Annotated in this window: 23 protein-coding genes and 1 pseudogene; 11 read left to right on the top strand and 13 right to left on the bottom strand. The window is 69.6% G+C overall.

What is annotated here, in order from left to right:
- Positions 1 to 139 precede the first annotated feature (139 nt).
- From IF78_RS0134595 to IF78_RS44125, 4 genes are all read left to right on the top strand, one after another.
- Complete coding sequence (locus tag IF78_RS0134595; protein WP_031486520.1) at positions 140 to 487, top strand: SCO3933 family regulatory protein; 348 nt, start codon at positions 140 to 142, stop codon at positions 485 to 487.
- Positions 487 to 1,788 carry an FtsK/SpoIIIE domain-containing protein gene (locus IF78_RS0134590; protein ID WP_031486519.1) on the top strand — a complete coding sequence of 434 codons (1,302 nt, stop codon included), beginning with the start codon at positions 487 to 489 and terminating at the stop codon, positions 1,786 to 1,788. Before IF78_RS0134595 ends, IF78_RS0134590 begins: the two co-directional genes overlap by 1 nt.
- Positions 1,785 to 1,982, top strand: coding sequence for a hypothetical protein (locus IF78_RS0134585; RefSeq protein WP_031486518.1), 198 nt, complete (start codon positions 1,785 to 1,787; stop codon positions 1,980 to 1,982). The genes IF78_RS0134590 and IF78_RS0134585 overlap by 4 nt, the downstream gene beginning before the upstream one ends.
- Positions 1,983 to 2,279: 297 nt before the next feature.
- Positions 2,280 to 3,653: a replication initiator gene (locus IF78_RS44125; protein ID WP_031486517.1), complete on the top strand. Its 1,374-nt coding sequence runs from the start codon at positions 2,280 to 2,282 to the stop codon at positions 3,651 to 3,653.
- A gap of 173 nt (positions 3,654 to 3,826) precedes the next feature.
- On the opposite strand, the gene IF78_RS0134575 is transcribed toward IF78_RS44125, so the two are convergent.
- Positions 3,827 to 5,458, bottom strand: a complete 1,632-nt coding sequence (locus tag IF78_RS0134575; RefSeq protein WP_031486516.1) for a recombinase family protein — start codon at positions 5,456 to 5,458, stop codon at positions 3,827 to 3,829.
- A gap of 27 nt (positions 5,459 to 5,485) precedes the next feature.
- Between IF78_RS0134575 and IF78_RS46765 the strand changes: the two are divergent.
- Positions 5,486 to 5,776 (top strand): annotated as a pseudogene (locus tag IF78_RS46765) (MFS transporter); the annotation flags it as partial.
- On the opposite strand, the gene IF78_RS0134570 reads toward IF78_RS46765, so the two are convergent.
- From IF78_RS0134570 to IF78_RS0134555, 3 genes are all read right to left on the bottom strand, one after another.
- A complete protein-coding gene (locus IF78_RS0134570) occupies positions 5,738 to 6,583 on the bottom strand; it encodes a spermidine synthase (RefSeq protein ID WP_031486515.1) in 846 nt (281 codons plus the stop codon). The pseudogene IF78_RS46765 and the gene IF78_RS0134570 sit on opposite strands and share 39 nt — an antisense overlap.
- A gap of 139 nt (positions 6,584 to 6,722) precedes the next feature.
- Complete coding sequence (gene tuf / locus IF78_RS0134565; protein ID WP_031486514.1) at positions 6,723 to 7,892, bottom strand: elongation factor Tu; 1,170 nt, start codon at positions 7,890 to 7,892, stop codon at positions 6,723 to 6,725.
- A gap of 253 nt (positions 7,893 to 8,145) precedes the next feature.
- Positions 8,146 to 8,868, bottom strand: a complete 723-nt coding sequence (locus IF78_RS0134555; RefSeq protein WP_031486513.1) for a DNA alkylation repair protein — start codon at positions 8,866 to 8,868, stop codon at positions 8,146 to 8,148.
- 49 nt (positions 8,869 to 8,917) lie between these two features.
- On the opposite strand from IF78_RS0134555, the gene IF78_RS0134550 reads away from it, so the two are divergent.
- Positions 8,918 to 9,685 (top strand): TVP38/TMEM64 family protein, encoded by a 768-nt coding sequence (locus IF78_RS0134550; RefSeq protein ID WP_031486512.1) that lies wholly within the window; start codon positions 8,918 to 8,920, stop codon positions 9,683 to 9,685.
- 23 nt (positions 9,686 to 9,708) lie between these two features.
- Here IF78_RS0134550 and IF78_RS0134545 read toward each other — a convergent pair whose 3' ends face one another.
- Positions 9,709 to 10,878, bottom strand: coding sequence for a thiolase family protein (locus IF78_RS0134545; RefSeq protein ID WP_031486511.1), 1,170 nt, complete (start codon positions 10,876 to 10,878; stop codon positions 9,709 to 9,711).
- Between the two features lie 187 nt (positions 10,879 to 11,065).
- Between IF78_RS0134545 and IF78_RS0134540 the strand changes: the two genes are divergently transcribed.
- On the top strand, positions 11,066 to 11,536 hold the full coding sequence (locus IF78_RS0134540; protein WP_031486510.1) for a winged helix-turn-helix transcriptional regulator: 471 nt from the start codon (positions 11,066 to 11,068) through the stop codon (positions 11,534 to 11,536).
- 45 nt (positions 11,537 to 11,581) lie between these two features.
- Here IF78_RS0134540 and IF78_RS0134535 read toward each other — a convergent pair whose 3' ends face one another.
- Positions 11,582 to 12,559 carry a DUF6807 domain-containing protein gene (locus tag IF78_RS0134535; RefSeq protein ID WP_107050071.1) on the bottom strand — a complete coding sequence of 326 codons (978 nt, stop codon included), beginning with the start codon at positions 12,557 to 12,559 and terminating at the stop codon, positions 11,582 to 11,584.
- Positions 12,505 to 13,728 (bottom strand): Gfo/Idh/MocA family protein, encoded by a 1,224-nt coding sequence (locus IF78_RS0134530; protein ID WP_037641904.1) that lies wholly within the window; start codon positions 13,726 to 13,728, stop codon positions 12,505 to 12,507. The genes IF78_RS0134535 and IF78_RS0134530 overlap by 55 nt, the downstream gene beginning before the upstream one ends.
- A gap of 270 nt (positions 13,729 to 13,998) precedes the next feature.
- Here IF78_RS0134530 and IF78_RS0134525 point away from each other — a divergent pair, with 270 nt between their 5' ends.
- The gene (locus tag IF78_RS0134525) at positions 13,999 to 14,874 is read left to right on the top strand and encodes an undecaprenyl-diphosphate phosphatase (RefSeq protein ID WP_031486507.1); all 876 of its coding nucleotides are present in this window, start codon (positions 13,999 to 14,001) and stop codon (positions 14,872 to 14,874) included.
- Positions 14,875 to 15,045: 171 nt separating this feature from the next.
- Here IF78_RS0134525 and IF78_RS0134520 read toward each other — a convergent pair whose 3' ends face one another.
- From IF78_RS0134520 to IF78_RS48625, 4 genes are all read right to left on the bottom strand, one after another.
- Entirely contained in the window at positions 15,046 to 15,693 is a 648-nt protein-coding gene (locus IF78_RS0134520; RefSeq protein WP_234439925.1) for a class I SAM-dependent methyltransferase, read from the bottom strand.
- A gap of 139 nt (positions 15,694 to 15,832) precedes the next feature.
- On the bottom strand, positions 15,833 to 16,255 hold the full coding sequence (locus IF78_RS0134515; protein WP_031486505.1) for a DUF4345 domain-containing protein: 423 nt from the start codon (positions 16,253 to 16,255) through the stop codon (positions 15,833 to 15,835).
- A 43-nt stretch (positions 16,256 to 16,298) separates the two neighbouring features.
- Entirely contained in the window at positions 16,299 to 17,060 is a 762-nt protein-coding gene (locus IF78_RS0134510) for an SDR family NAD(P)-dependent oxidoreductase (protein ID WP_031486504.1), read from the bottom strand.
- A gap of 287 nt (positions 17,061 to 17,347) precedes the next feature.
- Positions 17,348 to 17,530, bottom strand: coding sequence for a hypothetical protein (locus IF78_RS48625; protein ID WP_158751562.1), 183 nt, complete (start codon positions 17,528 to 17,530; stop codon positions 17,348 to 17,350).
- A gap of 87 nt (positions 17,531 to 17,617) precedes the next feature.
- On the opposite strand from IF78_RS48625, the gene IF78_RS0134505 reads away from it, so the two are divergent.
- Positions 17,618 to 18,541, top strand: a complete 924-nt coding sequence (locus IF78_RS0134505) for an AraC family transcriptional regulator (protein ID WP_051828378.1) — start codon at positions 17,618 to 17,620, stop codon at positions 18,539 to 18,541.
- 101 nt (positions 18,542 to 18,642) lie between these two features.
- Here the strand turns inward: IF78_RS0134505 and IF78_RS0134500 are convergent, their stop codons facing one another.
- Entirely contained in the window at positions 18,643 to 19,143 is a 501-nt protein-coding gene (locus IF78_RS0134500) for a hypothetical protein (protein WP_031486502.1), read from the bottom strand.
- A gap of 287 nt (positions 19,144 to 19,430) precedes the next feature.
- Between IF78_RS0134500 and IF78_RS46760 the strand changes: the two genes are divergently transcribed.
- Entirely contained in the window at positions 19,431 to 19,610 is a 180-nt protein-coding gene (locus IF78_RS46760; protein WP_078662686.1) for a hypothetical protein, read from the top strand.
- A 46-nt stretch (positions 19,611 to 19,656) separates the two neighbouring features.
- On the opposite strand, the gene IF78_RS0134490 is transcribed toward IF78_RS46760, so the two are convergent.
- Positions 19,657 to 20,286, bottom strand: a complete 630-nt coding sequence (locus IF78_RS0134490; RefSeq protein WP_031486501.1) for a DUF4291 domain-containing protein — start codon at positions 20,284 to 20,286, stop codon at positions 19,657 to 19,659.
- A gap of 93 nt (positions 20,287 to 20,379) precedes the next feature.
- Here IF78_RS0134490 and IF78_RS0134485 point away from each other — a divergent pair, with 93 nt between their 5' ends.
- Positions 20,380 to 20,865, top strand: coding sequence for a nuclear transport factor 2 family protein (locus IF78_RS0134485; RefSeq protein WP_031486500.1), 486 nt, complete (start codon positions 20,380 to 20,382; stop codon positions 20,863 to 20,865).
- Positions 20,866 to 20,868 lie beyond the last annotated feature (3 nt).

The following is a 20,868-nucleotide window of genomic DNA, read 5'->3' as shown; positions in this document are numbered from 1 at the left end:
GTCACGTCGCACGCGCGACATCACTCGTCAGCATAAGTAGTTGCACTCTCGCCGTACAGAACTTCATAGTCATAACTCGTAAGGACAAGTGACGTCAGCATCAGAGCTGGCGTCCCGACTGGCCAAGGAGGCCAACGAAATGCAGTCCATTCCCGTGGACACGGCGCGGCTGGGCGTACTGCGGTGCGCCATCGCACCCGAGGCAAAGCTCTCCAACCCCGAGACACAGGAGGTGAAGCGGGACCGGGACGGCAACCCGGTCTACACCGTGGCCGTCACCGTGCGGCAGGACCGACGGCGTATCTCCGTCATCGAGATCGCCGTCAGCGGTGCCCCGAAGGGCATCGAGGAAGGACAGATCGTCAAGGTCACCGGCCTGACGGCGTTCGTCTGGTCGATGGGTGAGCGGCACGGCGTCAGCTTCCGCGCCGACGCCATCACGCCGGTGCACGGCACAGCCGCGCAGAGCAAGGGCGGTGACGCGTGATGGGACCGATCCTGCTCGCCCTCGGCTTGGCCGCACTGGCCTGGGTGCTCGTCGTCGGTGACCTGGTGCGCCGGCATCGTCCGGTCTGGCACTGGTACCTCGTCGGCTACCCGGTCACCGCGTGCCGGGTGCTGGCGACCTGGCGCAAGGTCGCCATGCTCAACGACTTGGCGGTCTCCCGTCGTCCGCCGCGCGGACTGCTCGGGGATCTGGTGGTCAAGGGCGATCCGCTACGGCCGGTGGCTCCCCGGATCTCGTTCCCGCGCGCCACCCGCATGGGCCTGACGGTGACCGTGCGGCTGCACGCGGGGCAGACTCCGGCGACGTACATGAAGGCGGCTGACGCCTTAGTGCACGCGTGGAAGGTCCACGCGGTCCGGGTCACCTCGCCGGAACGCGGGCTCGTGCTGCTGACGGCTACGGCCACGGATCCGCTGGAGCGGCCTGGCCTCGTCTCAGCTCCGGCCGGACTCCTCTCCGCGCTCATCGGCGCACTGGAGAGCGGGGGCGCCTGGGTCATGAACCTGCGGCTCGTGCCGCACTGGCTGATCGCCGGGGCCACCCGCTCGGGCAAGTCCACCCTGCTGGCCCGGCTGATCACCCAACTCGCAGGACAGCCCGTCGCCCTGGTCGGTATCGACTGCAAGGGCGGCATGGAACTGGGCCTGTTCGCCGGACGGTTGAGCGCGCTGGCCACGTGTCGACGGGAAGCGGTCGCCGTGCTCTCCGCCCTGGTGGTCGAAATGCAGGACCGGATGAGCGCGTGCCGGTCGGCCGGTGTCCGTTCGATCTGGGAGCTGCCTGACAAGCTGCGGCCGGTGCCGGTCGTCGTGATCGTCGACGAGATCGCGGAACTGTACCTCTCGGACGGCACCCGCGAGAGCAAGGCGGAAGCCGAACAGTGCTCCACCCTGCTGTTGCGGCTGGCTCAGCTGGGGGCGGCGCTCGGCCTGCACCTGGTCGTCGCCGGACAGCGGGTCGGCTCCGACCTCGGCCCCGGCGTCACCGCCCTGCGGGCGCAGCTCGGCGGCCGTATCTGCCACCGCGTCAACGATCCCGGCACGGCAGAGATGACCTTGGGCGACCTCAACAAGGACGCCGTGGCCGTCGCCCAGTCGATCACGGCGGAGGAACGCGGCGTGGCCGTCTGTACCGGTCCGGACGGCGGCTGGAGCCGTGCCCGCTCCCACCTCACGCCGACTGAAGAAGCGGTGTCGACGGCCCGGAAGCACGCCGCCATGACCCCGGACTTGCCCGCCATAACCCGCGCCCTCGCGGCTTTGGAAGGAGACGACAAGTGATCAGCGAAGGTACGGCGTTCACGTTCGCGGTGATCTTCGGGATCATCACCGTCCTCCTCGTCCGCTCCCGCGACGTCCGCGCCTGGGAAGCGGTCTGCGTCGGCCTCTTCGGCCTCTACCTCGGTCAGACCCCCGTGGGCCTGACCGCCCACGAACTCGTCACCTGGATGATCAACGGCTTCTCCCACACCTGAGCAGAAAGGACACACGGCCATGCCTATGCCTCGTGTGAGGTGCCCCCACTGCAAGGGCGACGGAGCACGTAGGACCTGGACCGGACGGCGGCGGCGCTGCCGCGTCTGCCGGGGCACCGGAACCATCCGCTGAAACCCCACCCCACCCGACCACGCAAGGAAGGCGATCCCCATGACCGACCACGCGCCACCACTCATCCACCGTGCCGCCTCGGCGGCCCACCCCGGAAGGTCACCACCATCACCCCGGAGTTCACCCCGGCTGACAGGCGCGCCGTCCTCGACCGCGCGGCGCGCCTGCGTCAACTCCCCGAAGCAGACCGCGACGCAATCCGCATCGCCCAAGATCCTAGGTTCCCGCGCTGGCTGGAGCAGATCACCGCAACCGGCGGCTGCTCCCACCCCGTCCATCTCACCGGCTCGACCACCACCCTGGACGGCACAACCGGCGAGATCCTGAGCCACTACGACACCCGCAACGAACCCAGCGAACGCATCCTCGTCCGCTGCCGCAACCGCCGTTCCACCGTCTGCCCGGCCTGCTCCCGCCTCCACGCCGGAGACACCTTCCACCTCGTCCGCGCGGGCCTCCTCGGCGGCAAGAACATCCCTCCGGCGGTTCGGCACCGGCCCCGGCTCTTCGTCACCCTCACCGCCCCGTCCTTCGGCCCCGTCCACCGCACAGGGGAAGCGTGCCGACCCCGCCGCGACAGCGGAACCTGCGAACACGGACACTCCCTCGGCTGCGGCGCCGTCCACGCCCCGGACGCTCCAGTCGTCGGGCAACCGCTGTGCGCCGACTGCTACGACTACACCGCCCATGTGCTGTGGCACGCGCACGCCTCCAAGCTCTGGGACCGGTTCGTCATCGACGTAAGGCGGCGCCTGGCCTCCTCGGTCGGCCTCGTACAGTCCCGCTTCGCCCAGCATGCCCGGCTGTCCTTCGCCCGCGTCGCCGAGTACCAAAAGCGCGCGGCCGTCCACGTACACGCTGTCGTCCGCCTCGACGGCCCGAACGGGCCCGACGACGAACCCCCGGCCTGGGGCACTGCGGAACTGCTCATCGATGCCGTACGCGCCTCCGCCCGGCGGGTCCTGGTCCGCACCCCCTACAGCCTGGCTGTGGGGGAGTTGGCCTTGCGCTGGGGCGCCCAGGTCGACGCTCAGTCTCTGCGCGTGGACGGCGACGGGCCCGACGATGACGCCGTGGCCGCGTACGTGGCGAAGTACGTCACCAAGGGAGCGAGCGAGACAGGCGCCGGCACCGACCACCCGCTCACGACCTGGGCAGACATCGAGTCGGCACCCGTGAGCGAACACGTCCGCACCCTCATGCGGACCTGCTGGCGCCTCGGCGGCCTACCCGAGTACGGCCCCCTGAACCTGCGCACTTGGACTCACACGCTCGCGTACCGGGGACACGTCCTCACCAAGTCGCGCGCCTACTCCACGACATACACGGCGCTACGCGCCGAACGCGCCCAACACATGGGCCACACCGACACTCCCGACACGGTCACCGAACGGCATTGGCGCTACGTCGGCTCCGGCCACACCCCCGGCGCTGCGCTCCTGGCGGCGGGGGTTGCGGAAGATCTTGCCGCGAATCGCGAGATAGCTCGGGAAGTGTGGGGCGCTGAGAGGGGGCGGCTGGGTGCGGTACCCGAGTAGTGCTGATGAAGATCAGGACATGGCTTGGGCACGAGCACACGCGCGCAAGTCCCCTGGCTGGTCTGATGCTCAGTGGCGCCAGATGAACGCCGCCTTGGGTGTGGACGTCTGCACACGCGACAGAGCCCGCCACCATCGCCGTAAGAGGTGATGGGCTCCCGCTCCTTCCGGTGCTACTCCTCGGCCCACACCGGAACCAGACGTTCACGCAAGGGCACTCGGCGCCCACTCCCCACAGGCAGCACAACCAGGGCTGTCAGCGTTCGCGCGACGTACGAGCGACGCTCGGCAAGGGTGATCTCGTCCCGGTGCCACTCCTTGGCCATGTCCACGGGCTCGCCCTGGTCCGCGAGCGTCTGGCGCTGCCACGCGTTACGTTCCCTCTTCAGCCGCTGTTCCGCGGCCTCGTACTCGGCAAGATCCGAATAGTAGCGCTCGGCGCTGATCTTCCGCGCACGACGGGCCTGCTTGAGATCGGCAATGTCCTCTCGGATGATCTCCAGTTCGGCTTCCTTGGACCACTCTTGCGGCGCCTTGACCGCCTGCCGTTTGCTGGCCTCTTCCTCGTACTTTGCGATTACGAGCATCCTGATCAGGTCATCCGTCTCCGGGCCTGGGACCTTCACCCCACCGCACCCCTTGCCCGTCGTCTTTGCCGGGCAGACGTAGTAGAAGTACCCCTTGGGCTTGCCTCGGCTCGGCGCTGCCTTCATCGCTCGCAACGGTGAGCCGCAGTCCTCCTTGCCACAGCGGAGGGTGCCGGAGCCGAGATAGACACGGGCGTTGTGGCCACCTCCGCGCATCGGCCCATCACCGATGATCTCTTGGATTGCCTCCCACTCGGACACCTGCAAGATCGGCGTCCACTGCCCTTTCACCGGCTTGCCCTCGTCGTCGTGAGCGATTGTGAGGTGCCTGATCTCTCGGCCCGACTCCGGGGCGAACTCGATCACGACATGGGATCGATAGCCGCACAGTCGCGGATTCCGCATCATGTCCCTGAGAGCGATCCACGTCCAAGGGTTGCCCTTCGACGTAGTGATCCCCTCGCGGTTCCAGTCGGCAACGATCGCGTGCCACTCAGTACCGAGGATGATGCGCCTGGCGGCCTTGCGGATGTGCTCGGCCTCGGTCGGGTTGAGGGTGCGTTTGTCGTCCTGCCACCCGAAGGGGCGCGTCCCGCCCACGGGTATGCCCCGGTCTCGCCGTGCCTTGTGGTTGCGGCGTACCCGGCGGGCTGTGTCGGCGGACTGCTTGTTGGCCATGGCGACGACCACGCGGGCCATGGCGCGCCCGTTGTCGGTCAACAAATCCAGGGTGCCCGTGATGTCGATGATCGGCCGGTGGTGGTGCTCCACGGTCTCGATCGCGTCTTCAAGGTGGCGGGGGTCACGGGTCAGACGGTCGATGTCGTAGACGATCAGGCCGTCTATGCGTTCGCCGTTCGGGGCCTTCCCCTGCTTCAGGTCCTCCAACGCGCCCTCGTACACGGGCCGGACCACGCGGTAGCCGATAGTTCCGTCGGGCAGACGTACGCGCCTACGCTTCCACGCCGACGTATCCGGCTCCATGTACGTGTACACGTACCGTCCGCCTCGGCTCTCGACGAACTGACGGCCGTCCCTCTCCTGCTCCTCGGTGCTCTTGATGTCCCTGCCGGTCATGAACCGGGGCCGAGTGCTATCTAACCTGTCGTCAGAAGACAGTTCACCCTCTGCCTCCTCGGTCGACAGGCGGGCCAGTCCAGCCCAGTTCTGCCCTTCGAGGTTTCCCCAGTGCGCTCGCTGTACCAAGTCATCGGCCATACAAGGAGGTTACGTTCGCTGGGGTGCTGTGCGCTCCACCAGGAGATACCGGAGGACAAACTGTCCCGGGTCGCCGCGTACGACTGGTTCGGCTCGGTCGCCCTGGTCCCGCTGGCGACGGCACTGGCCGGCCCTGCGGAGACGGCGTTCGGGCGCACCTCGGCGCTGTGGGGCTGCGCCGCGCTGGTCGTGGTCGTCACGGCGGCGGTCCTGTGCGTACCCGACGTACGGAACCTGCGACGACGTACCAAACAGGTGACCGCCGCCAGCCGGCCCGCCTCAGCCGATGCTGAAAGCCCCTTCCGGGGGCTCGGGTGACGGTACGGCGTCCTCGTCCCGCACCGGCCCTGCGCCGCCGGTGAACTCCCGTAGCGCGGGACCGTGTTCGACCCGCGCCGGAAACGCGTCGGAGGCGGTGAGCCGGGCCAGGGCGGCCGTGTCGACGGGCCGGTGCGCGGCGACGAGCACCGCGTTGCCGAACCTCCGCCCGCGCAGCACACCCGGCTCGGCGATCAGCACGAGTTCCTCGAACAGGGTGGCGTAGGTGGCGAGTTGGGAGCGCAGGAAGGCGAAGGGCGCGGCATCGGCGAGGTTCGCCAGATAGACGCCGCTTCCCCGCAACACCCGCTCGGCCTCGCGTACGTACGCGACCGACGTCAGATGCGCCGGCACCCGTGACCCACCGAAGACATCGGCGACCAGCACGTCGACCGAGTCGTCCGGCGCCGCCTCCAGCCACTCCCGGGCGTCCCCGGCGTGCAGCCGGATGCCGTCCCCTTCGGCGACCGGCAGATGCTCGCCGACCAGCTCCATCAGTCCCCGGTCGGCCTCGACGACATCCTGCCGCGAGCCGGGTCGGGTAGCTGCCAGGTATCGGGGCAGGGTGAGCGCACCGCCCCCGAGATGCAGCGCGTCCAGCGGCTGCCCCGCCTCGGCGACGATGTCCAGGACATGGCCGAGGCGGCGCGCGTACTCGAACTCCAGATGCGTCGGCTCGTCGAGATCGACGTACGACTGGGGCGCTCCGTCGACGGTGAGCAGCCAGGCCCGCTTCCGGTCGACGTCGGGCATCAGCTTGGCGGTGCCGTAGTCGACGGACCGGGTGACGGGTATGGGCTCGTTCACCTTCTCATTGTGCCGGGGGACTCTTTACAGGGGCGCACCGGAGCGCCCCTATGGGGCGCGGGGCTGTGACGATATGCGGCTCCGCCGCGTGGGCGCGACCAGCCACAACGGCCTCGCACTCCCACGCGGCGAACCACCCTCACTCGACGGCAGTCACGGTTCCCGCCCCGACCGTGCGCCCGCCCTCACGGATGGCAAACCCGAGCCCCGGCTCCAAGGGCACCTCACGGCCCAGCTCAACGGTCATCGTGACCGTCTCCCCGGGCCGCGCGACCGCCACCTCACCGAGGTCGATGTCCCCCACCACATCCGCCGTACGGATGTAGAACTGCGGCCGATACCCACTGGAGACCGGCGTGGAACGACCGCCCTCACGCGTCGACAGCACATACACCTGCGCGGAGAAACGACTCCGAGGCACCACACTCCCCGGCGCCGCGACCACATGCCCCCGCCGGACGGCGTCCCGCGGCACCCCGCGCAGCAACAGCGCCACGTTGTCCCCGGCCTGCGCCTCGTCCATCGGCTTGCCGAAGGTCTCCAGACCGGTGACCACGGTCTCGACCTCCGCCCCGAGCACTTCGACCCGGTCTCCGACCCGCACGGTGCCCCGCTCCACGGCCCCGGTCACCACGGTCCCCCGGCCGGTGATGGTGAGCACGTTCTCCAGGGGCAGCAGGAACGGCGCGTCCACATACCGCTCCGGCATCGGAACGTAGGTGTCCACCGCGTCGAGCAGCGCCTCGATGGACGCCGTCCACTTCGGGTCCCCCTCCAGGGCCTTCAGCCCCGAGACCCGTACGACGGGCGCGGCGTCGCCGCCGTAGCCGTGCTCGGTGAGCAGGTCGCGGACCTCCAGCTCGACGAGGTCGATGAGCTCCTCCTCACCCGCGTCGGCCTTGTTGAGGGCGACGACGATGTGGTCGACGCCCACCTGCCGGGCGAGCAGCACGTGTTCGGCGGTCTGCGGCATGATCCCGTCGAGCGCGGAGACGACGAGGATCGCCCCGTCGAGCTGCGCCGCCCCGGTGACCATGTTCTTGACGTAGTCGGCGTGGCCCGGCATGTCGACGTGCGCGTAGTGGCGGGTGTCGGTCTCGTACTCCACGTGCGCGATGTTGATGGTGATGCCGCGCGCGGCCTCCTCCGGCGCCCGGTCGATACGGTCGAAGGGCACGAACGCAGAAGATCCGCGCTCGGCGAGGACCTTGGTGATGGCGGCGGTCAACGTGGTCTTGCCGTGGTCGACATGACCCATCGTGCCGATGTTCAGGTGCGGTTTGGTGCGCACGTATGCCGTCTTGGACATGGCTGTACCTCGAAGTCTCTACGAAGGAGATGGGGACCCCAAGGACTTGCCGACCCTCCCCCTGCGGGGTCCGCCGGCCTGTCCGGAGAGGGTCAGCTTCGGGCGCCGTCGAATGCGGCCAGAAAGACCGGAACGGCAGCCTTCGGAGCATCCGCGACCACGGATGCTGCGACGACGAAGGCGTACCGGAACATGGCGTCGATCATTGCCGACGCTTTGCCCGACGTCGAATGGTTTTCCGCGGTACGGGACTTCAGGCGCCGATGTTCTTCAACGCCTCCCGCACCGACAGCGGCGCGAACCTCCCCCGCTCCCGTGCCAGGAAGTCCCGTACGGCGTCCGGGTCGGTCTTGGCGTACTCGCGCAGGCACCAGCCGATGGCCTTGCGGATGAAGAATTCGGTGTGCCCGGACTGGCGCAGACAGTAGGCGAAGAGGCGTCCGGTGTCGGTGTCGTCCTTGTAGCGCAGTTGGTGGAGCAGGGCGGTGCGGGCGACCCACAGGTCGTCGTCGACGATCCAGGCGTCCATGACCGTCGTGAGCGTCGGATCCGCCGCGACGAGCCCGCCGACGACATGCGCGGCGAGCAGATCGACGGTGTCCCACCAGGAGACGGTGGTGATCAGACGCCGGGTCACCGGCAGGAAGCCGGAGGAGCAGCGCCCCACGTGGCGGCGCAGATAGTCGACGGCGAAGTAGTGGTACTCGCGCTCGGGCAGCTGCCAGCAGCGCAAAGCGATCGCCGTGCAGTCCGTCTCGTCGGGGCGGGGTGTGCCCTGGACGACGGAGCGGGACAGGGCGCGCCGCTCGGGTGTGGGGATGCCGAGGAACGGGGCGACATCCTTCATGTACGCCCGGGCGGCGGCGGCACGATCCGGGTCCGCCGCGGCGGCGTACACGGTGGTGAGCCGCTCCAGGACCGTGTCGGCCAGAGCACTGCGGGGAACTTCCAACGTTCCCTCACCTGTGACGCGCATGAGACGAACCATACGGCGATCACACATCTTCGTCGGTTACTGTCGCCGAATGCTCGATGCCACCACCCGCTCTGGGGGCACCGCAACGGCCTCGTCCGGGGCCGCCGCCACGGAGCTCGCCGTTCGCGCGCCCGTTCCCTCGAGTTTCGCCGCGCGCTGCAGCAGAGCGCTGCTCTCGCCGTGGTCGCGGCTGTCCCTGCTCCTGGTCCTGCTCGCGGCGGCCGCGACGTCCGTGCTGCTCTTCGAGCCGCACAAGCTTCTGGCCGACGGCTGGCCGCCCCAGGTCGGGGGCCCGGTCGCGGTGGTGCTGTTCGCCGTGGCGTACGGCCTGGTCACGGTGGCGTTCGTGCCGCGGCCGCTGCTGAACCTCGCGGCGGGCGCGCTCTTCGGCTCGGAGCTGGGCATCGCCGCGGCCATGGCGGGCACGGTACTGGGGGCGGGGCTCTCCTTCGCGCTCGGCCGGATGCTCGGCCAGGACGCCCTGCGCCCGCTGCTTCGCGGGCGGTTGCTCAAGGCGGCGGACAACCAGTTCAGCAAGCACGGTTTCCGTTCGATGCTGGCGGTGCGGCTGTTCCCCGGTGTGCCGTTCTGGGCCGCGAACTACGCCGCCGCCGTCTCGCGCATGGGCTACGTCCCCTTCCTGCTCGCCACGGCCCTCGGGTCGATCCCCAACATCGCCGCGTATGTCGTCGCCGGCGCCCGGGCCTCGTCACCGACGTCTCCGGTGTTCCTGATCGCGGTGGCCGCGATCGCGCTGCCGGCGCTGGCGGGCGCGGTGGTGGCCTGGCGCAAGCGCCACCACCTGCGCAGCCGCTGACTCGGGCCGGCCTGACCGGGTTCTCAGACCGACTCGATGATCATCGCGTTGGCGAGACCTCCCGCCTCGCACATCGTCTGCAGGCCATAGCGGGCGCCGCGCTCGCTCATCGCATGGACCAAGGTCGTCGTCAGACGGGTGCCGCTCGCGCCCAGCGGGTGGCCGAGGGCGATCGCGCCGCCGTGCACGTTGACCTTGGCGAGATCGGCGCCGGTCTCCTGCTGCCAGGCCAGCACGACGCTGGAGAAGGCCTCGTTGACCTCGAAGAGGTCGATGTCGTCGAGGCTCAGCCGTGCCCTGCGCAGCACCTTCTCGGTCGCCGGGACGACTCCCGTGAGCATGAGGAGGGGGTCGGAGCCGGTGACGGCGAAGCTGTGCAGCCGGGCCAGGGGGCGCAGGCCGAGTCGTGCCGCCGTCTCGCCGGAGGTGATGAGCACGGCGGAGGCGCCGTCGTTGATGGGGCTGGCGTTGCCCGCGGTGACGTTCCACTCGATCTGCGGGAAGCGTTCGGCGAAGGCCGGGTCGTGGTAAGCGGGCTTCAGGCCGGCGAGGGCCTCGACGGTGCTGCCCGGCCGTACGCACTCGTCGCGCGAGACGCCCTCCAGGGGAGCGACCTCGGCGTCGAACAGCCCCTTCTCCCAGGCCTCGGCGGCCTTGCGGTGCGAGGAGACCGCGAACGCGTCCATCTGCTCGCGCGTGATGGACCACTTGGCGGCGATCAGCTCGGCGCTGATGCCCTGCGGGACGAGGCCCTCCGGGTAGCGCTCGGCGATGCCGGGGCCGAAGGGGTCCTTGCCGGGCGGCACGTTCGACCACATCGGCACCCGGCTCATCGACTCGACGCCACACGCGACGACCAGGTCGTACGCGCCCGAGATGACGCCCTGGGCGGCGAAGTGCACGGCCTGCTGGGACGAGCCGCACTGGCGGTCCACGGTGGTCGCCGGGACCGACTCCGGGAAGCCCGCCGACAGGGCCGCGTAGCGGGTGGTGTTCATGGCCTGCTCGCCGACCTGGTCGACGGTGCCGCCGATGACGTCGTCGATCAGGGCCGGGTCGACGCCGGAGCGCTCGACGAGGGTGCGCAGGGTATGGGCGAGGAGCTGAACGGGATGGACGTGCGCCAGGGAGCCGTTCGGCTTGCCCTTGCCTATCGGGGTGCGTACGGCTTCGACGATCACTGCGTCACGCATGATGCGGGCCTCCTTGGCCGCCGGGTCGATGACCGGCGCGCGGGCGGTGTGGTGTCCGGTGCGCGGGCCAGTGTGGTGACTCGCGCGATTACCGGTGAGTAGGAAATCCAAACTCACCATAACGTGCCAGGTTGGAAAATCAAACCCGTTAAGTTGGAAAGTCGAACCCTCCCCTAGACTGAGCGGCATGGCCGCCACCAAAGACCCGCGCCCCTGTTCCATCGCCGACGCCCTGGCGCTCGTCGGCGAGAAGTACTCCCTGCTCGTCCTGCGCGAGGTGTGCCTCGGCAACGGCCGGTTCGACCAGCTCGTGCGCAACATCGGCGCCCCGCGCGACATCCTGGCCACCCGGCTGCGCCGCCTCGTCGACGCCGGCATCCTGAGCAAGCGCACCTACAGCGAGCGCCCTCAGCGATTCGAGTACCGGCCCACCCAGGCGGGGCTCGAGCTGGAGCCGGTCCTGATGACCCTCATGGCCTGGGGCGACCGCCATCTCCGCCAGGACGACGACCGCCCCATGGTGATCGAGCACATCTGCGGCAACGAGCTGGTCCCGGTCGTCACCTGCCAGGCCTGCGGCGACCCGGTGCACCACGAGGACCTCACGGCCCACCCCCAGGCGCCCGGATGGACGGTGGCGGGGCCCGCGGCGGCGTGAGTCGGCCGCCCTGTCAGGCGATCGTGCCCGGCGCCGTCGTGCTCATCACCAGGGATGCGTCTGCAGATACTTGGCGATCTCGGCCCGCTCCCACACCCCGTCGGCCACGACGACCCGGTAGCGGCGGGTGAGCGTGTCGCCGGGCGCCAGTTCCAGCTCGTCGTGGAACGCCCAGGACGGTGCCACGCCCGCGAAGGGCTCGTTGCGTACGAACCAGTGGGCGGGGTGGGCACCCCGGTCGCCGGCGTGGTCGTTCTCGGGAGCATGCGCGAAGACGAGGGTCGCGTGGCCGTCGGTGCCGTCGTGCTCGCCGGAGTAGGCCAGCCAGGGCGACTGCTCGCCCATCAGATCGGGACCCTCGGCGTCAGGGGCGATGATCCGCCCGCCCTGGAAGGCGCGCGGGCCACGCCAGAACAGACCGGTGTAACCGGCCATCTCACGTCCGGCCGTGGTGGGGCTGCCGAACCGCAGCGGCTCGTCACGCCGGTTCGTCACGGCGCTCGTCCAGGTCAGGGCCCATGAGCCGGACTCCGGTTCGACATCGTGCACCTCGACCCGGCGCCGCTCGTCGGCCCACAGCTCACCACTGCGGGGATGCCAGGTCAGGCGCTCGGCGATGACGACACGGTCACCGTCCGAGGAGACTTCATCGAAGGCGACGTGCGCCATCGACCCGACGCGCTCGGGGAGTTCGAGATACCCCTGCCCATGGACGTAGGAATTGCCGCCCCACAGGTTCGCCCCCGACAGATGCGAGGCCGTGAGCGACAGGCCCTTGTGCCAGCGGTGGTCGTTGGGCCGGTAGTCGGTGACGACGTCGCCGGCGAGCGTGCGCAGCGGGTGGACGTACGGCTTGGGGGCCTCCCAGGCCGCCTCCGGCCGGTAGACGTAGGCGAGCAGTTCGACCCCGCCGACCGGCTCGGTCACGATGATGCGCTCGCCGTACGCATGGGCGAGGTGCAGCCCGGTCACGCGGCGGCCTCCCCGTCGGCAACGCCCTGCTCCCCCACGACGGGGGCCCATCCCGGCGCGTCCCCGTGCATGGCCGCGTGGAAGGGATCGCCGGGACCGATCTCACCCGCCCGCACGGTCGCATCCGTGAACGCCGACTTGTACAGCGCGGCGATCAGCTCCAGACTCGACCGCCCGTCGGCGCCACTACTGCGCGGCCGCTCCCCCGCGCGCATGCTCGCGACCAGTTCCCGAAGCTGCTCCAGATGCGAACTGGGCACGTCCGCACCGAAGTCCTGCCAGGCCGCGGCCTCGACGGCGGGCACTTCGCGGGCCGGGGTGATGCGCCAGTCGTCGTTGCGGTGGCCGTACAGGTGGGTGAGTTCGACCGTGGCCCGCTCGCAGTCGATGCGGATGCGGCTGACCTCGTCAGGGCTCAGCACGCTGTTCACGACGGTCGCCATCGCACCGTTCGCGAAACGTACGAGGGCGGTCGAGACGTCCTCCGTCTCCACGTCGTGCACCAGCCGGCCGGCCATGGCCCGCACCTCGCTCCACGGTCCGAGCAGGTCCAGCAGCAGATCCATCTGATGGATGCCGTGTCCCATCGCGGGACCACCGCCCTCGGTCCGCCAGCGGCCTCGCCAGGGCACGGCGTAGTAGGCGGTGTCGCGGTACCAGGTGGTCTGGCAGTGCGCGACGAGCGGCCGGCCCATGGCCCGCTCGGCCAGCAGCCGCCGTACGTGCCGGGTGCCCGAGCCGAAGCGGTGCTGGAAGACGATCGAGGCGTACGGTCCGCCGTCCTTGCCCTCCTCCGCCTCCACGGCCTCGAAGTCGGCGAGGCTCGGCACGGGCGGCTTCTCGCACCACACCCAGGCGCCGGCGCGCAGCGCGGCGACGGTCTGGTCGCGGTGCAGCGTGGGCGGGGTGCAGATGGTGACGAGGTCGGGCCGCTGCTCTTGGAGCATCCGGTCGAGATCGGTGTAGGGACCGGGTGCGCCGGCGCCGGCCGCGGCCGCCACCGCTTCCGCCTCCGCACAGAAGCCCTCCACCGACCCCGCGTCGATGTCCACGGCGGCGACCAGCTCCGTCTCCCCCTCTTCCGCGAGCCTGGTGAGCGCGGGCAGGTGGGAGTCGCGTGCGATGGCGCCGGTGCCGATCACGGCGACCCGGATGCGGCGGCCGGCGAGCGGGGCGGGCTGGGAACGGTCCGTGCCTGGAGCGGTCTCGGATGTGGCCATGGACGGGATCGGACTCCTCCGGGAAGACGGGCACGGGCGAGGCGCTTCGATGTGGACAGCAAGCGCTTTCAGTCCGCAGCAACGTAAACGGCGGCCCCGCCGCAGGTCAACACCGGTATGGACGGAGGCGGCGAGCTTCCGCCGAGCCCCCTGTGCCGGAGCTGTCATCGCGGGGCGCTACGCTGCCCCTCGACACTCGCGATCACTGCGCCGCCGACGCGGTGTCCCCCTCATCCCTTGCCACGATCAGCACTTGGACTCCGTAACTTCATGTCTTGGTTTGAATCGCTCATCCTCGGACTCGTCCAGGGGCTGACCGAGTTCCTCCCCGTGTCCTCCAGCGCGCATCTGCGGCTGACCGCGGCGTTCTCGGGCTGGGAGGACCCCGGCGCGGCCTTCACGGCGATCACCCAGATCGGCACCGAGACCGCGGTGCTGATCTACTTCCGCAAGGACATCGGGCGGATCATCTCGGCGTGGCTGAAGTCGCTGACCAGCAAGGAGATGCGACGCGACCACGACGCGCAGATGGGCTGGCTGGTGATCGTCGGCTCGATCCCGATCGGTGTGCTCGGCCTGACGCTCAAGGAGCAGATCGAGGGTCCGTTCCGCGATCTGCGCCTCACGGCGACGATGCTGATCGTCGTCGGCATCATCATCGGCGTCGCCGACCGGCTGGCGGCCCGCGACGAGTCGGGCGGCCGGCACCGCGCCGCCAAGCAGCGCAAGGGCCTCGAGGACCTGAACGTACGGGACGGCCTCATCTACGGTCTGTGCCAGGCCATGGCCCTCATCCCCGGCGTCTCCCGCTCCGGCGCCACCATCAGCGGCGGCCTCTTCATGGGCTACAACCGCGAGGCCGCGGCCCGGTACTCCTTCCTCCTCGCGATCCCGGCGGTCCTCGCCTCCGGCCTCTTCGAGCTCAAGGACGCGATGGAGAACGACCATGTCTCCTGGGGCCCGACGATCTTCGCCACGGTGATCGCCTTCGCGTCCGGCTACGCGGTCATCGCCTGGTTCATGAAGTTCATCTCGACCAAGAGCTTCATGCCGTTCGTCTGGTACCGCATCGCACTCGGCATCGTCATCATCGTCCTCGTGGCAGCGGGTGTCCTCAGTCCGCACGCGGCGGAGTCGGCGGGCTGACCGGCCCGGCCGGACCGTGGTTCAGCAAGCGCGGGCGGCCTGCCCTTCGGTGAGGCCGCCCGCGATCCGGCCTGGGATTGATCACCGTCCTGACCCCAAGTGGGTCGCGCCCACCCTTGACTCAGCTGAACGACCCCGTTGCCCGAGCCTTCACCACAACGGAAGCGGGGGTCATGTGCGGGGTCTGCGGGCGTGGAGGACGAAGGCCGGGGGTGTGTTGCGCCATATGGTGCGACTGGGGACGACTTCCTCGAAGCGGTCGGCCAGCAGATCGCGAAACCGGCGGGCCGGCGTAAGGGGAACGGCGTGGAGGTAGGTGAACGCCGTGAAGGCACCCGCCGGGGCGAGCACCGCGGCTGTCGCGTCCAGGAGCCGGTGTTGGGTGGCGGGAGGAAAGAGTGCCCAGGGCAGGCCGCTGACCACCACGTCGGCCCTCTCCATGCCACGCTCGGCCAGCAGATGGCGCAGGTGCACGGCATCGCGCTGGATCACCTCCGCCCCCGGGTGGCGGTCACGCAGACGCCGGGCGAGGAGCGGATCGATCTCGACGGCCAGGTGACGGCCGCGCCCGCCGAGCCGGCGCTGGATCTCGGCGGTGAACGGTCCGGTGCCGGCACCCAGTTCCACCACGACGGGCTCGCCCCGCTCGGGCACCGGCGCGCAGACCGCCTCGGCCAGGTGCCGCGAGCTGGGCACGATGGCCCCCAAGCGGGCCGGTGAGCGCACCCACTGCCGCAGGAACAGGGTGTAGTCGTTCGGCTCCTGCGAGGGCCTGCAGAGGCGGCAGCGGCCTGTTCGTTGCGGGGTCATGTTGGTCATGTCGATGGCCTTGTCGGGAAGTGCGGGTGGTCGATCGTGTCGGCGCGGATGGGCAGGCCGGGAACCGGCAAGGTGAGGATGCCTACGGCGCGGCGCACCAGGTCTCCGTGATTGACGCTGAGCGCCCGTGTCCAGTACGTCAGGCGACGGCCGGCATCCGTCTGGTTCTGAGTGCCGTGGAGTGCGCCCAGACGATGACGAACGCGATGACGATCTCCAAGGCGCCGAAGGAGAGGAATTCCGCCGGTCTGACGGGAAGGCCGTTCAGGGCGATGGACAGCACCCGCCCGAGCGCCCCGAGGAAGACCGGAACGGCCAGGAAGTAGACCAGCACACCCTGCGAGCGGATCGTTGCCGCCGCCCAGAAGAACAGGGGAGCCCAGCCGATGTAGACGCCTGCCATGAAGCGGTGGATGTGGTCCGCGGTGGCATCGCCCTCCGCGGCTCCCCGCACTATTTGCAGCCCGGCACCGGCGACGATGATGGCGGTCGTCAGTAGCAGGCAGATACGGACGATGGTCTGGGCTCTCGTGAGCGGAGCGGAGGTGGTGTCGGCAGCCATGATGACTCCTCGGTTGTGTGGTGGTTGACCATGGGCCTGGTGGTCAGACCTGCTCGGTGGGGCGTACGAGCAGTTCGGCGACGGCCACGTGCCGGGGGCGGGTGACGATGTAGCCGACGGTGTCGGCGATGTCCTGGCTCTGCAGCCGTTCGATGTCCCTCAGGGCGGCGGAAATGTGCTGCTGGACGACTTCGGGGTTGTGCGTGCGCAGCTCGGTGTCGACGCTGCCCGGCTCGACGACGGACACCCGGACGTGCCGGGCCGCCAGTTCCTGGCGCAGCGACTCACTGAAGGCTCCGACCCCGAACTTGGTGGCGCTGTACACGGCGGACATGGCGTACGCGTTGCGGCCGGCGAGCGAGCCGATATTGACGATGTCGGCCACCTGACGCGGCGCCTCGGCGGCCGCCTTGACCAGGTGAGGGGTGGCCGCGTGGGTGGTGTACATGAGGCCCATCAGGTTGATGTCGATCATGCGCCGCCAGTCGTTCAGGTCCGCGCCAGGGGCAGGGCCGAGCAGCATGAGGCCGGCGTTGTTGACCAGGACGTCCAGGCGGCCCAGGTTCTCGACGGTCCGCTCGACCGCTTCCGCGGCGGCCTCGGCGGTGGTGATGTCGGCGGGCACGACCAGTGCCTTACCGCCGACGGTGCTGATTTCCCCGGCGAGGTCGGTGAGCCGGTCCTCGCGCCGGCCGACCAGGGCCACGGAGGCGCCCTCTCGGGCAAGCTCCAGAGCGGTGGCGTGACCGATACCGCTGGAGGCCCCGGTGACCAGGGCGACGGTTCCTTCAAGACGACGGGTCATGGTTCAAGCCTTTCGATGAACGGCCACGCTGCTGCGGGCCGCAGGGAGCAGGGGGGGCGGCCCTCCTGAGCGGGGCCATACGGGGCAGGACGACGGCACTACTGGTGGGGCCAAATCCGCGGTGCCAAATCCGCGGTGTCGAGTCCGCGGCGAAGTTCGCGGTGCCCACGCGCAGCGTTTCTGTCTGGCGCGCCTTCTTGGCGACAGAGCCCGAACCGCCCGAATTCACATGGATTGTCTACCGGCACTCTCAACCGCACGACCAAGGGAAACGCCGTACCACCCGCTCAGCTCAGCGGGACGTCGAGTACGGCCTTGCCGTGGCTGAGCCGACAGCGCGCGCGGCCAAGCCGGCGCCGACTGGGTGACCGCAATGCGTCATGTCCATCGTTCCCGGACCGATCGGCGCCGGCCTCGAGGCCCTGACCGCCGAGGGGGCGCTCGGCGAGTTCGGTGGTGCGTTGTGCCATGTCCTCAACGCTAGGGACACGGCACCCAGGGGTCATGGGGCACGGATCCCATAGAATTGCCTGATCCTCTCAAGCAAGGAGGGTGTCGTGCTGGACCGACTTTCCGCGGCCATCGAGCGGCACTTCGTGGGAGTGGGCTCGGCCACTGCGGTCCCTCGGCTCACCCTCGTCGCGCTCGACGAGCCCATCGAGCCCACCGACCGGCTGGAGGATCCGATGATCTGCTTCGTCGCCGGCGGCTCGAAACGCACCACCACGGGGGAGCTCAGCCATGTCGCGCACGCCGGCGAGATGCTGTTCACCACCATCGACCTGCCCGTCACCATCGCGGTGGAGGAGGCGCCCTACCGCTCCGCCGTCCTGCGCTTCGACCACCAGGCGCTCACCCAACTTCTCGTCGAGTTGCACGAGACAGCCCCGGCGACCCTGTCGACGATCGAGCCACAGGTGATCGCGCCGATGACACCGGAACTCGTCGACGCGCTCACCCGCTATGTCCGGCTCCTCGACACCCCCGACGACATCCGCCCCCTCGCCGCCCGTGTCGAGAGCGAGATCCTCTACCGGCTGCTGCGCAGCTCCCTCGGCCCCGTCCTGCGCCAGTGGTCGCTGGCCGACTCGACCACGACCCGGATGCGGGAGGTGGCCCGGTGGATCTGCGCCCGCTACACCGAGCCGCTCAGCATCGACGAGATCGCCGCCGTGGCACACATGAGCCCCGCCGGCCTGCACCGGCACTTCAAAGCGGCCACCGGCATGAGCCCGCTCAAGTACCAGAGGCACCTGCGTCTGCAGGAGGCACGGCGGCGCCTGGTCGTCGGCGACGCCACCGCGGCCCAGATCGCGCAGGCGGTCGGATACGCGAGCGCCACCCAGTTCAACCGCGAGTACCGCAGCGTCTACGGCCTCCCACCCGGCCAGGACGCGGCCCGCCTACGCGCCCGTCTCACCCACGCCCCCACTGCCACAACCCAGCGAACACAGACTCCGACAGTCAGCCCACGTGTGTGAGCACAGAGCAGGGGCATTCAAGCTGCGCCCGGCTGCTGATGCGCACCAGGACGGATCGTCCTTCCCGGGCTGGATGAGCCAACCCCGACCGGAACCACTGCCTAGCGGAACTCGAGGGTGCGCAGCATGCCCTCGAACCGGGGAAAGGCGACCGTGCGGTCCTGAGGCCGGGTGGTGTCGATGGTGGACCACGCCAGCAGGGGCCGGCCGGGTGCGTCGATGACGGCGACCCGCAACTCGTACTCCGGCTGAAGCCCGTAGCAGTCCCTGTCGGCGTTCCCATCGGCCTTGGGGCAGCCGAGGGACCCGTCGAGGGGGCCTTCGGTGGTGCCGGTGAGCAGGGTCGCGGCCCTGCCGTCGACGGTGAGGGGCTTCTCGTCCCGCCATGTGGCCCCGTGCCGGGAGTGTTCGCGCAGGTACGTCAGGTATTCCCGGTAGGTGCCGGGCGGCTCTTCGGGTGTCCCGTCGCCTCCCGGTCGGTACACCGCCGCAGGTAGCAGGAACCGGATCTTGTTGGCCGGTCCCACCCAGGTCAGAAGGGTGCGGGTGTCCGTTTCCCGCCAGGTGTCGAGTGCGGCGGGGAGCGTGAGGGTGAGCGGCATGTCGAACGACCGGCTCCCCAAAGGCCCGCGTGACACGACATTGAGGCAGACGTGTCAGGTCGGGGTAAGCGCGCGGGCGTACATATCGATCACGACCGCTTCAGTGCCGCAGCGGAGGGTCACACAAACGCCGTGTCACACGTACGCACGCATCACCGATGCGACGACGACGGGCCAACTGACCCATCAGTCAGTACGCACCCGCCACCAAATCCGTGACCAATCACATAGGTTGTGCGTAGCCGTCCGGTAGCGCACTGTCAGTGCTTGCCCCTAGGCTTGCCCGCATGTCCCCCCATTCCTTAGACCCTGGTTCCGTGCGGTCTGCTGCCGAGGTGAACGAGGAGATACGCGCGCTGTGGCTGCGTGCCGGCGGCTCGCTGTCGGCTCAGGAGCGCGCGGAGTACGAGCTGTTGGTGGTCGAGTGGGCGGCCGCCATCCGCGGGAACGTCATCGAGGCGGCTTGAAGCCCGAACCCCGCGGCGGACCGCACCGGTTGACGCCCGGCCGCCTCTACGCCCGCAAATGCGCGAGGACGTCATCGTCCAGCGGATAGGGCCGCTCCTGCGGCAACAGCTCCGCGGCACGCTCCAGTTCCCCGGCCCGCACACACGCGTGGACCTCCGTGGCGAGCGCAGTCACATCCTCGATGCCGACGATCCACTCGTCCGCGTACCGGGCGGCCGCCTCCCCGGAGAGCCCCAGTTGCAGGGACCGGTACGGCAAGGGGTTGAGGTGCAGATCGCGCTCCGGATCCCACTGCACGCGCGCGGGCGCCACCCTCAACTGCCGCTTCCAGGCGGCCTGGTCACCGTGCAGGACGGGGACGTAGTGAGAGAGACACGCGTGGCGCAGCGCCCAGAGGAATCCCTCCCGGCTGATCTCGACGGCGAGGACGGTCTCCTGGTTCGCTTTCGTGGCCCAGCCGCAGCGGTACATCATCCAGAGGAACGACGGCTTGATCCAGGTCATGCGCTCGCGGCTCCAGGATGACGGAAAGCGACCGTCGCGGGCCGCCGCCCGGCCGATCCCGGGAGCGTAGGCCTGGTAGACGGTGACCGTGTCTTCGGTGTGGTGCGCGCGTATGCGGAACCTGGGTTCCTGCTCGACGGGCGGGACGGGCTGGTCGTTCTGTTCGTTCACGGAGGACAGCCTCCACGCCTGCTCCGCCGGCATCCACCGAATATCACTGCACGCCCTCTTGGCTCAGCTCATCTCATGCCCAACACTGAGCCGATGACGCAGCGTGTGGAACTCGCCACCCTGAGGGACCGGCTTGCGGTCGACGAACTGATCACGGACTACGCGGTGGCCGTGGACGACGGCGACTGGACGGCGTACCGAAGCCTGTTCTCCCCCGACGGGCGCGCGGACTACCGCTCGGCCGGCGGTATCGAGGGGGACGCCGGACAGGTCGCCGGGTGGCTCGCGCAGAGCATGCGGCTGTTCTCGATGCGCCAGCACCTCATCGTCAACCGCCGGGTGCGCTTCGGGATCCTGGAGCAGGACACCGGCGACACGGCCCGTGTCCGGGCCGACTACGTCAATCCCATGCGGTTCGCCGAAAACGGCGAGGGCTCCTCGGCCCCCGACTTCGTGTGCGGCGGCCGGTACTCCTTCGGGCTGCTGCGGACGTATGACGGCTGGCGGCTGCGCGAGGTGGTGGTACAGGAGAAATGGCGCCGTCTGCCCGAGCGGACCGCGCCCGCGGTGATCGACTGAGCG

Origin of the sequence: Streptomyces bicolor (genome assembly GCF_000719285.1) — a bacterium.
GTDB lineage: Bacteria > Actinomycetota > Actinomycetes > Streptomycetales > Streptomycetaceae > Streptomyces > Streptomyces bicolor.
The sequence above is the reverse complement of the archived record's forward strand: the minus strand, read 5'-3'. Positions and strand labels throughout refer to the sequence as shown.

What these genes read in the sequence shown, in the direction of transcription:
- IF78_RS0134595 (WP_031486520.1), top strand. Translation starts at nt 140, where the DNA reads ATGCAGTCCATTCCCGTGGACACGGCGCGGCTGGGCGTACTGCGGTGC.
- IF78_RS0134590 (WP_031486519.1), top strand. Translation starts at nt 487, where the DNA reads ATGGGACCGATCCTGCTCGCCCTCGGCTTGGCCGCACTGGCCTGGGTG.
- IF78_RS0134575 (WP_031486516.1), bottom strand. Translation starts at nt 5,458, where the DNA reads ATGGCCGATGACTTGGTACAGCGAGCGCACTGGGGAAACCTCGAAGGG.
- tuf (WP_031486514.1), bottom strand. Translation starts at nt 7,892, where the DNA reads ATGTCCAAGACGGCATACGTGCGCACCAAACCGCACCTGAACATCGGC.
- IF78_RS0134555 (WP_031486513.1), bottom strand. Translation starts at nt 8,868, where the DNA reads ATGCGCGTCACAGGTGAGGGAACGTTGGAAGTTCCCCGCAGTGCTCTG.
- IF78_RS0134550 (WP_031486512.1), top strand. Translation starts at nt 8,918, where the DNA reads ATGCTCGATGCCACCACCCGCTCTGGGGGCACCGCAACGGCCTCGTCC.
- IF78_RS0134545 (WP_031486511.1), bottom strand. Translation starts at nt 10,878, where the DNA reads ATGCGTGACGCAGTGATCGTCGAAGCCGTACGCACCCCGATAGGCAAG.
- IF78_RS0134540 (WP_031486510.1), top strand. Translation starts at nt 11,066, where the DNA reads ATGGCCGCCACCAAAGACCCGCGCCCCTGTTCCATCGCCGACGCCCTG.
- IF78_RS0134535 (WP_107050071.1), bottom strand. Translation starts at nt 12,559, where the DNA reads ATGGGCCCCCGTCGTGGGGGAGCAGGGCGTTGCCGACGGGGAGGCCGC.
- IF78_RS0134530 (WP_037641904.1), bottom strand. Translation starts at nt 13,728, where the DNA reads ATGGCCACATCCGAGACCGCTCCAGGCACGGACCGTTCCCAGCCCGCC.
- IF78_RS0134525 (WP_031486507.1), top strand. Translation starts at nt 13,999, where the DNA reads ATGTCTTGGTTTGAATCGCTCATCCTCGGACTCGTCCAGGGGCTGACC.
- IF78_RS0134520 (WP_234439925.1), bottom strand. Translation starts at nt 15,693, where the DNA reads ATGACCAACATGACCCCGCAACGAACAGGCCGCTGCCGCCTCTGCAGG.
- IF78_RS0134515 (WP_031486505.1), bottom strand. Translation starts at nt 16,255, where the DNA reads ATGGCTGCCGACACCACCTCCGCTCCGCTCACGAGAGCCCAGACCATC.
- IF78_RS0134510 (WP_031486504.1), bottom strand. Translation starts at nt 17,060, where the DNA reads ATGACCCGTCGTCTTGAAGGAACCGTCGCCCTGGTCACCGGGGCCTCC.
- IF78_RS48625 (WP_158751562.1), bottom strand. Translation starts at nt 17,530, where the DNA reads ATGGCACAACGCACCACCGAACTCGCCGAGCGCCCCCTCGGCGGTCAG.
- IF78_RS0134500 (WP_031486502.1), bottom strand. Translation starts at nt 19,143, where the DNA reads ATGCCGCTCACCCTCACGCTCCCCGCCGCACTCGACACCTGGCGGGAA.
- IF78_RS46760 (WP_078662686.1), top strand. Translation starts at nt 19,431, where the DNA reads ATGTCCCCCCATTCCTTAGACCCTGGTTCCGTGCGGTCTGCTGCCGAG.
- IF78_RS0134485 (WP_031486500.1), top strand. Translation starts at nt 20,380, where the DNA reads ATGACGCAGCGTGTGGAACTCGCCACCCTGAGGGACCGGCTTGCGGTC.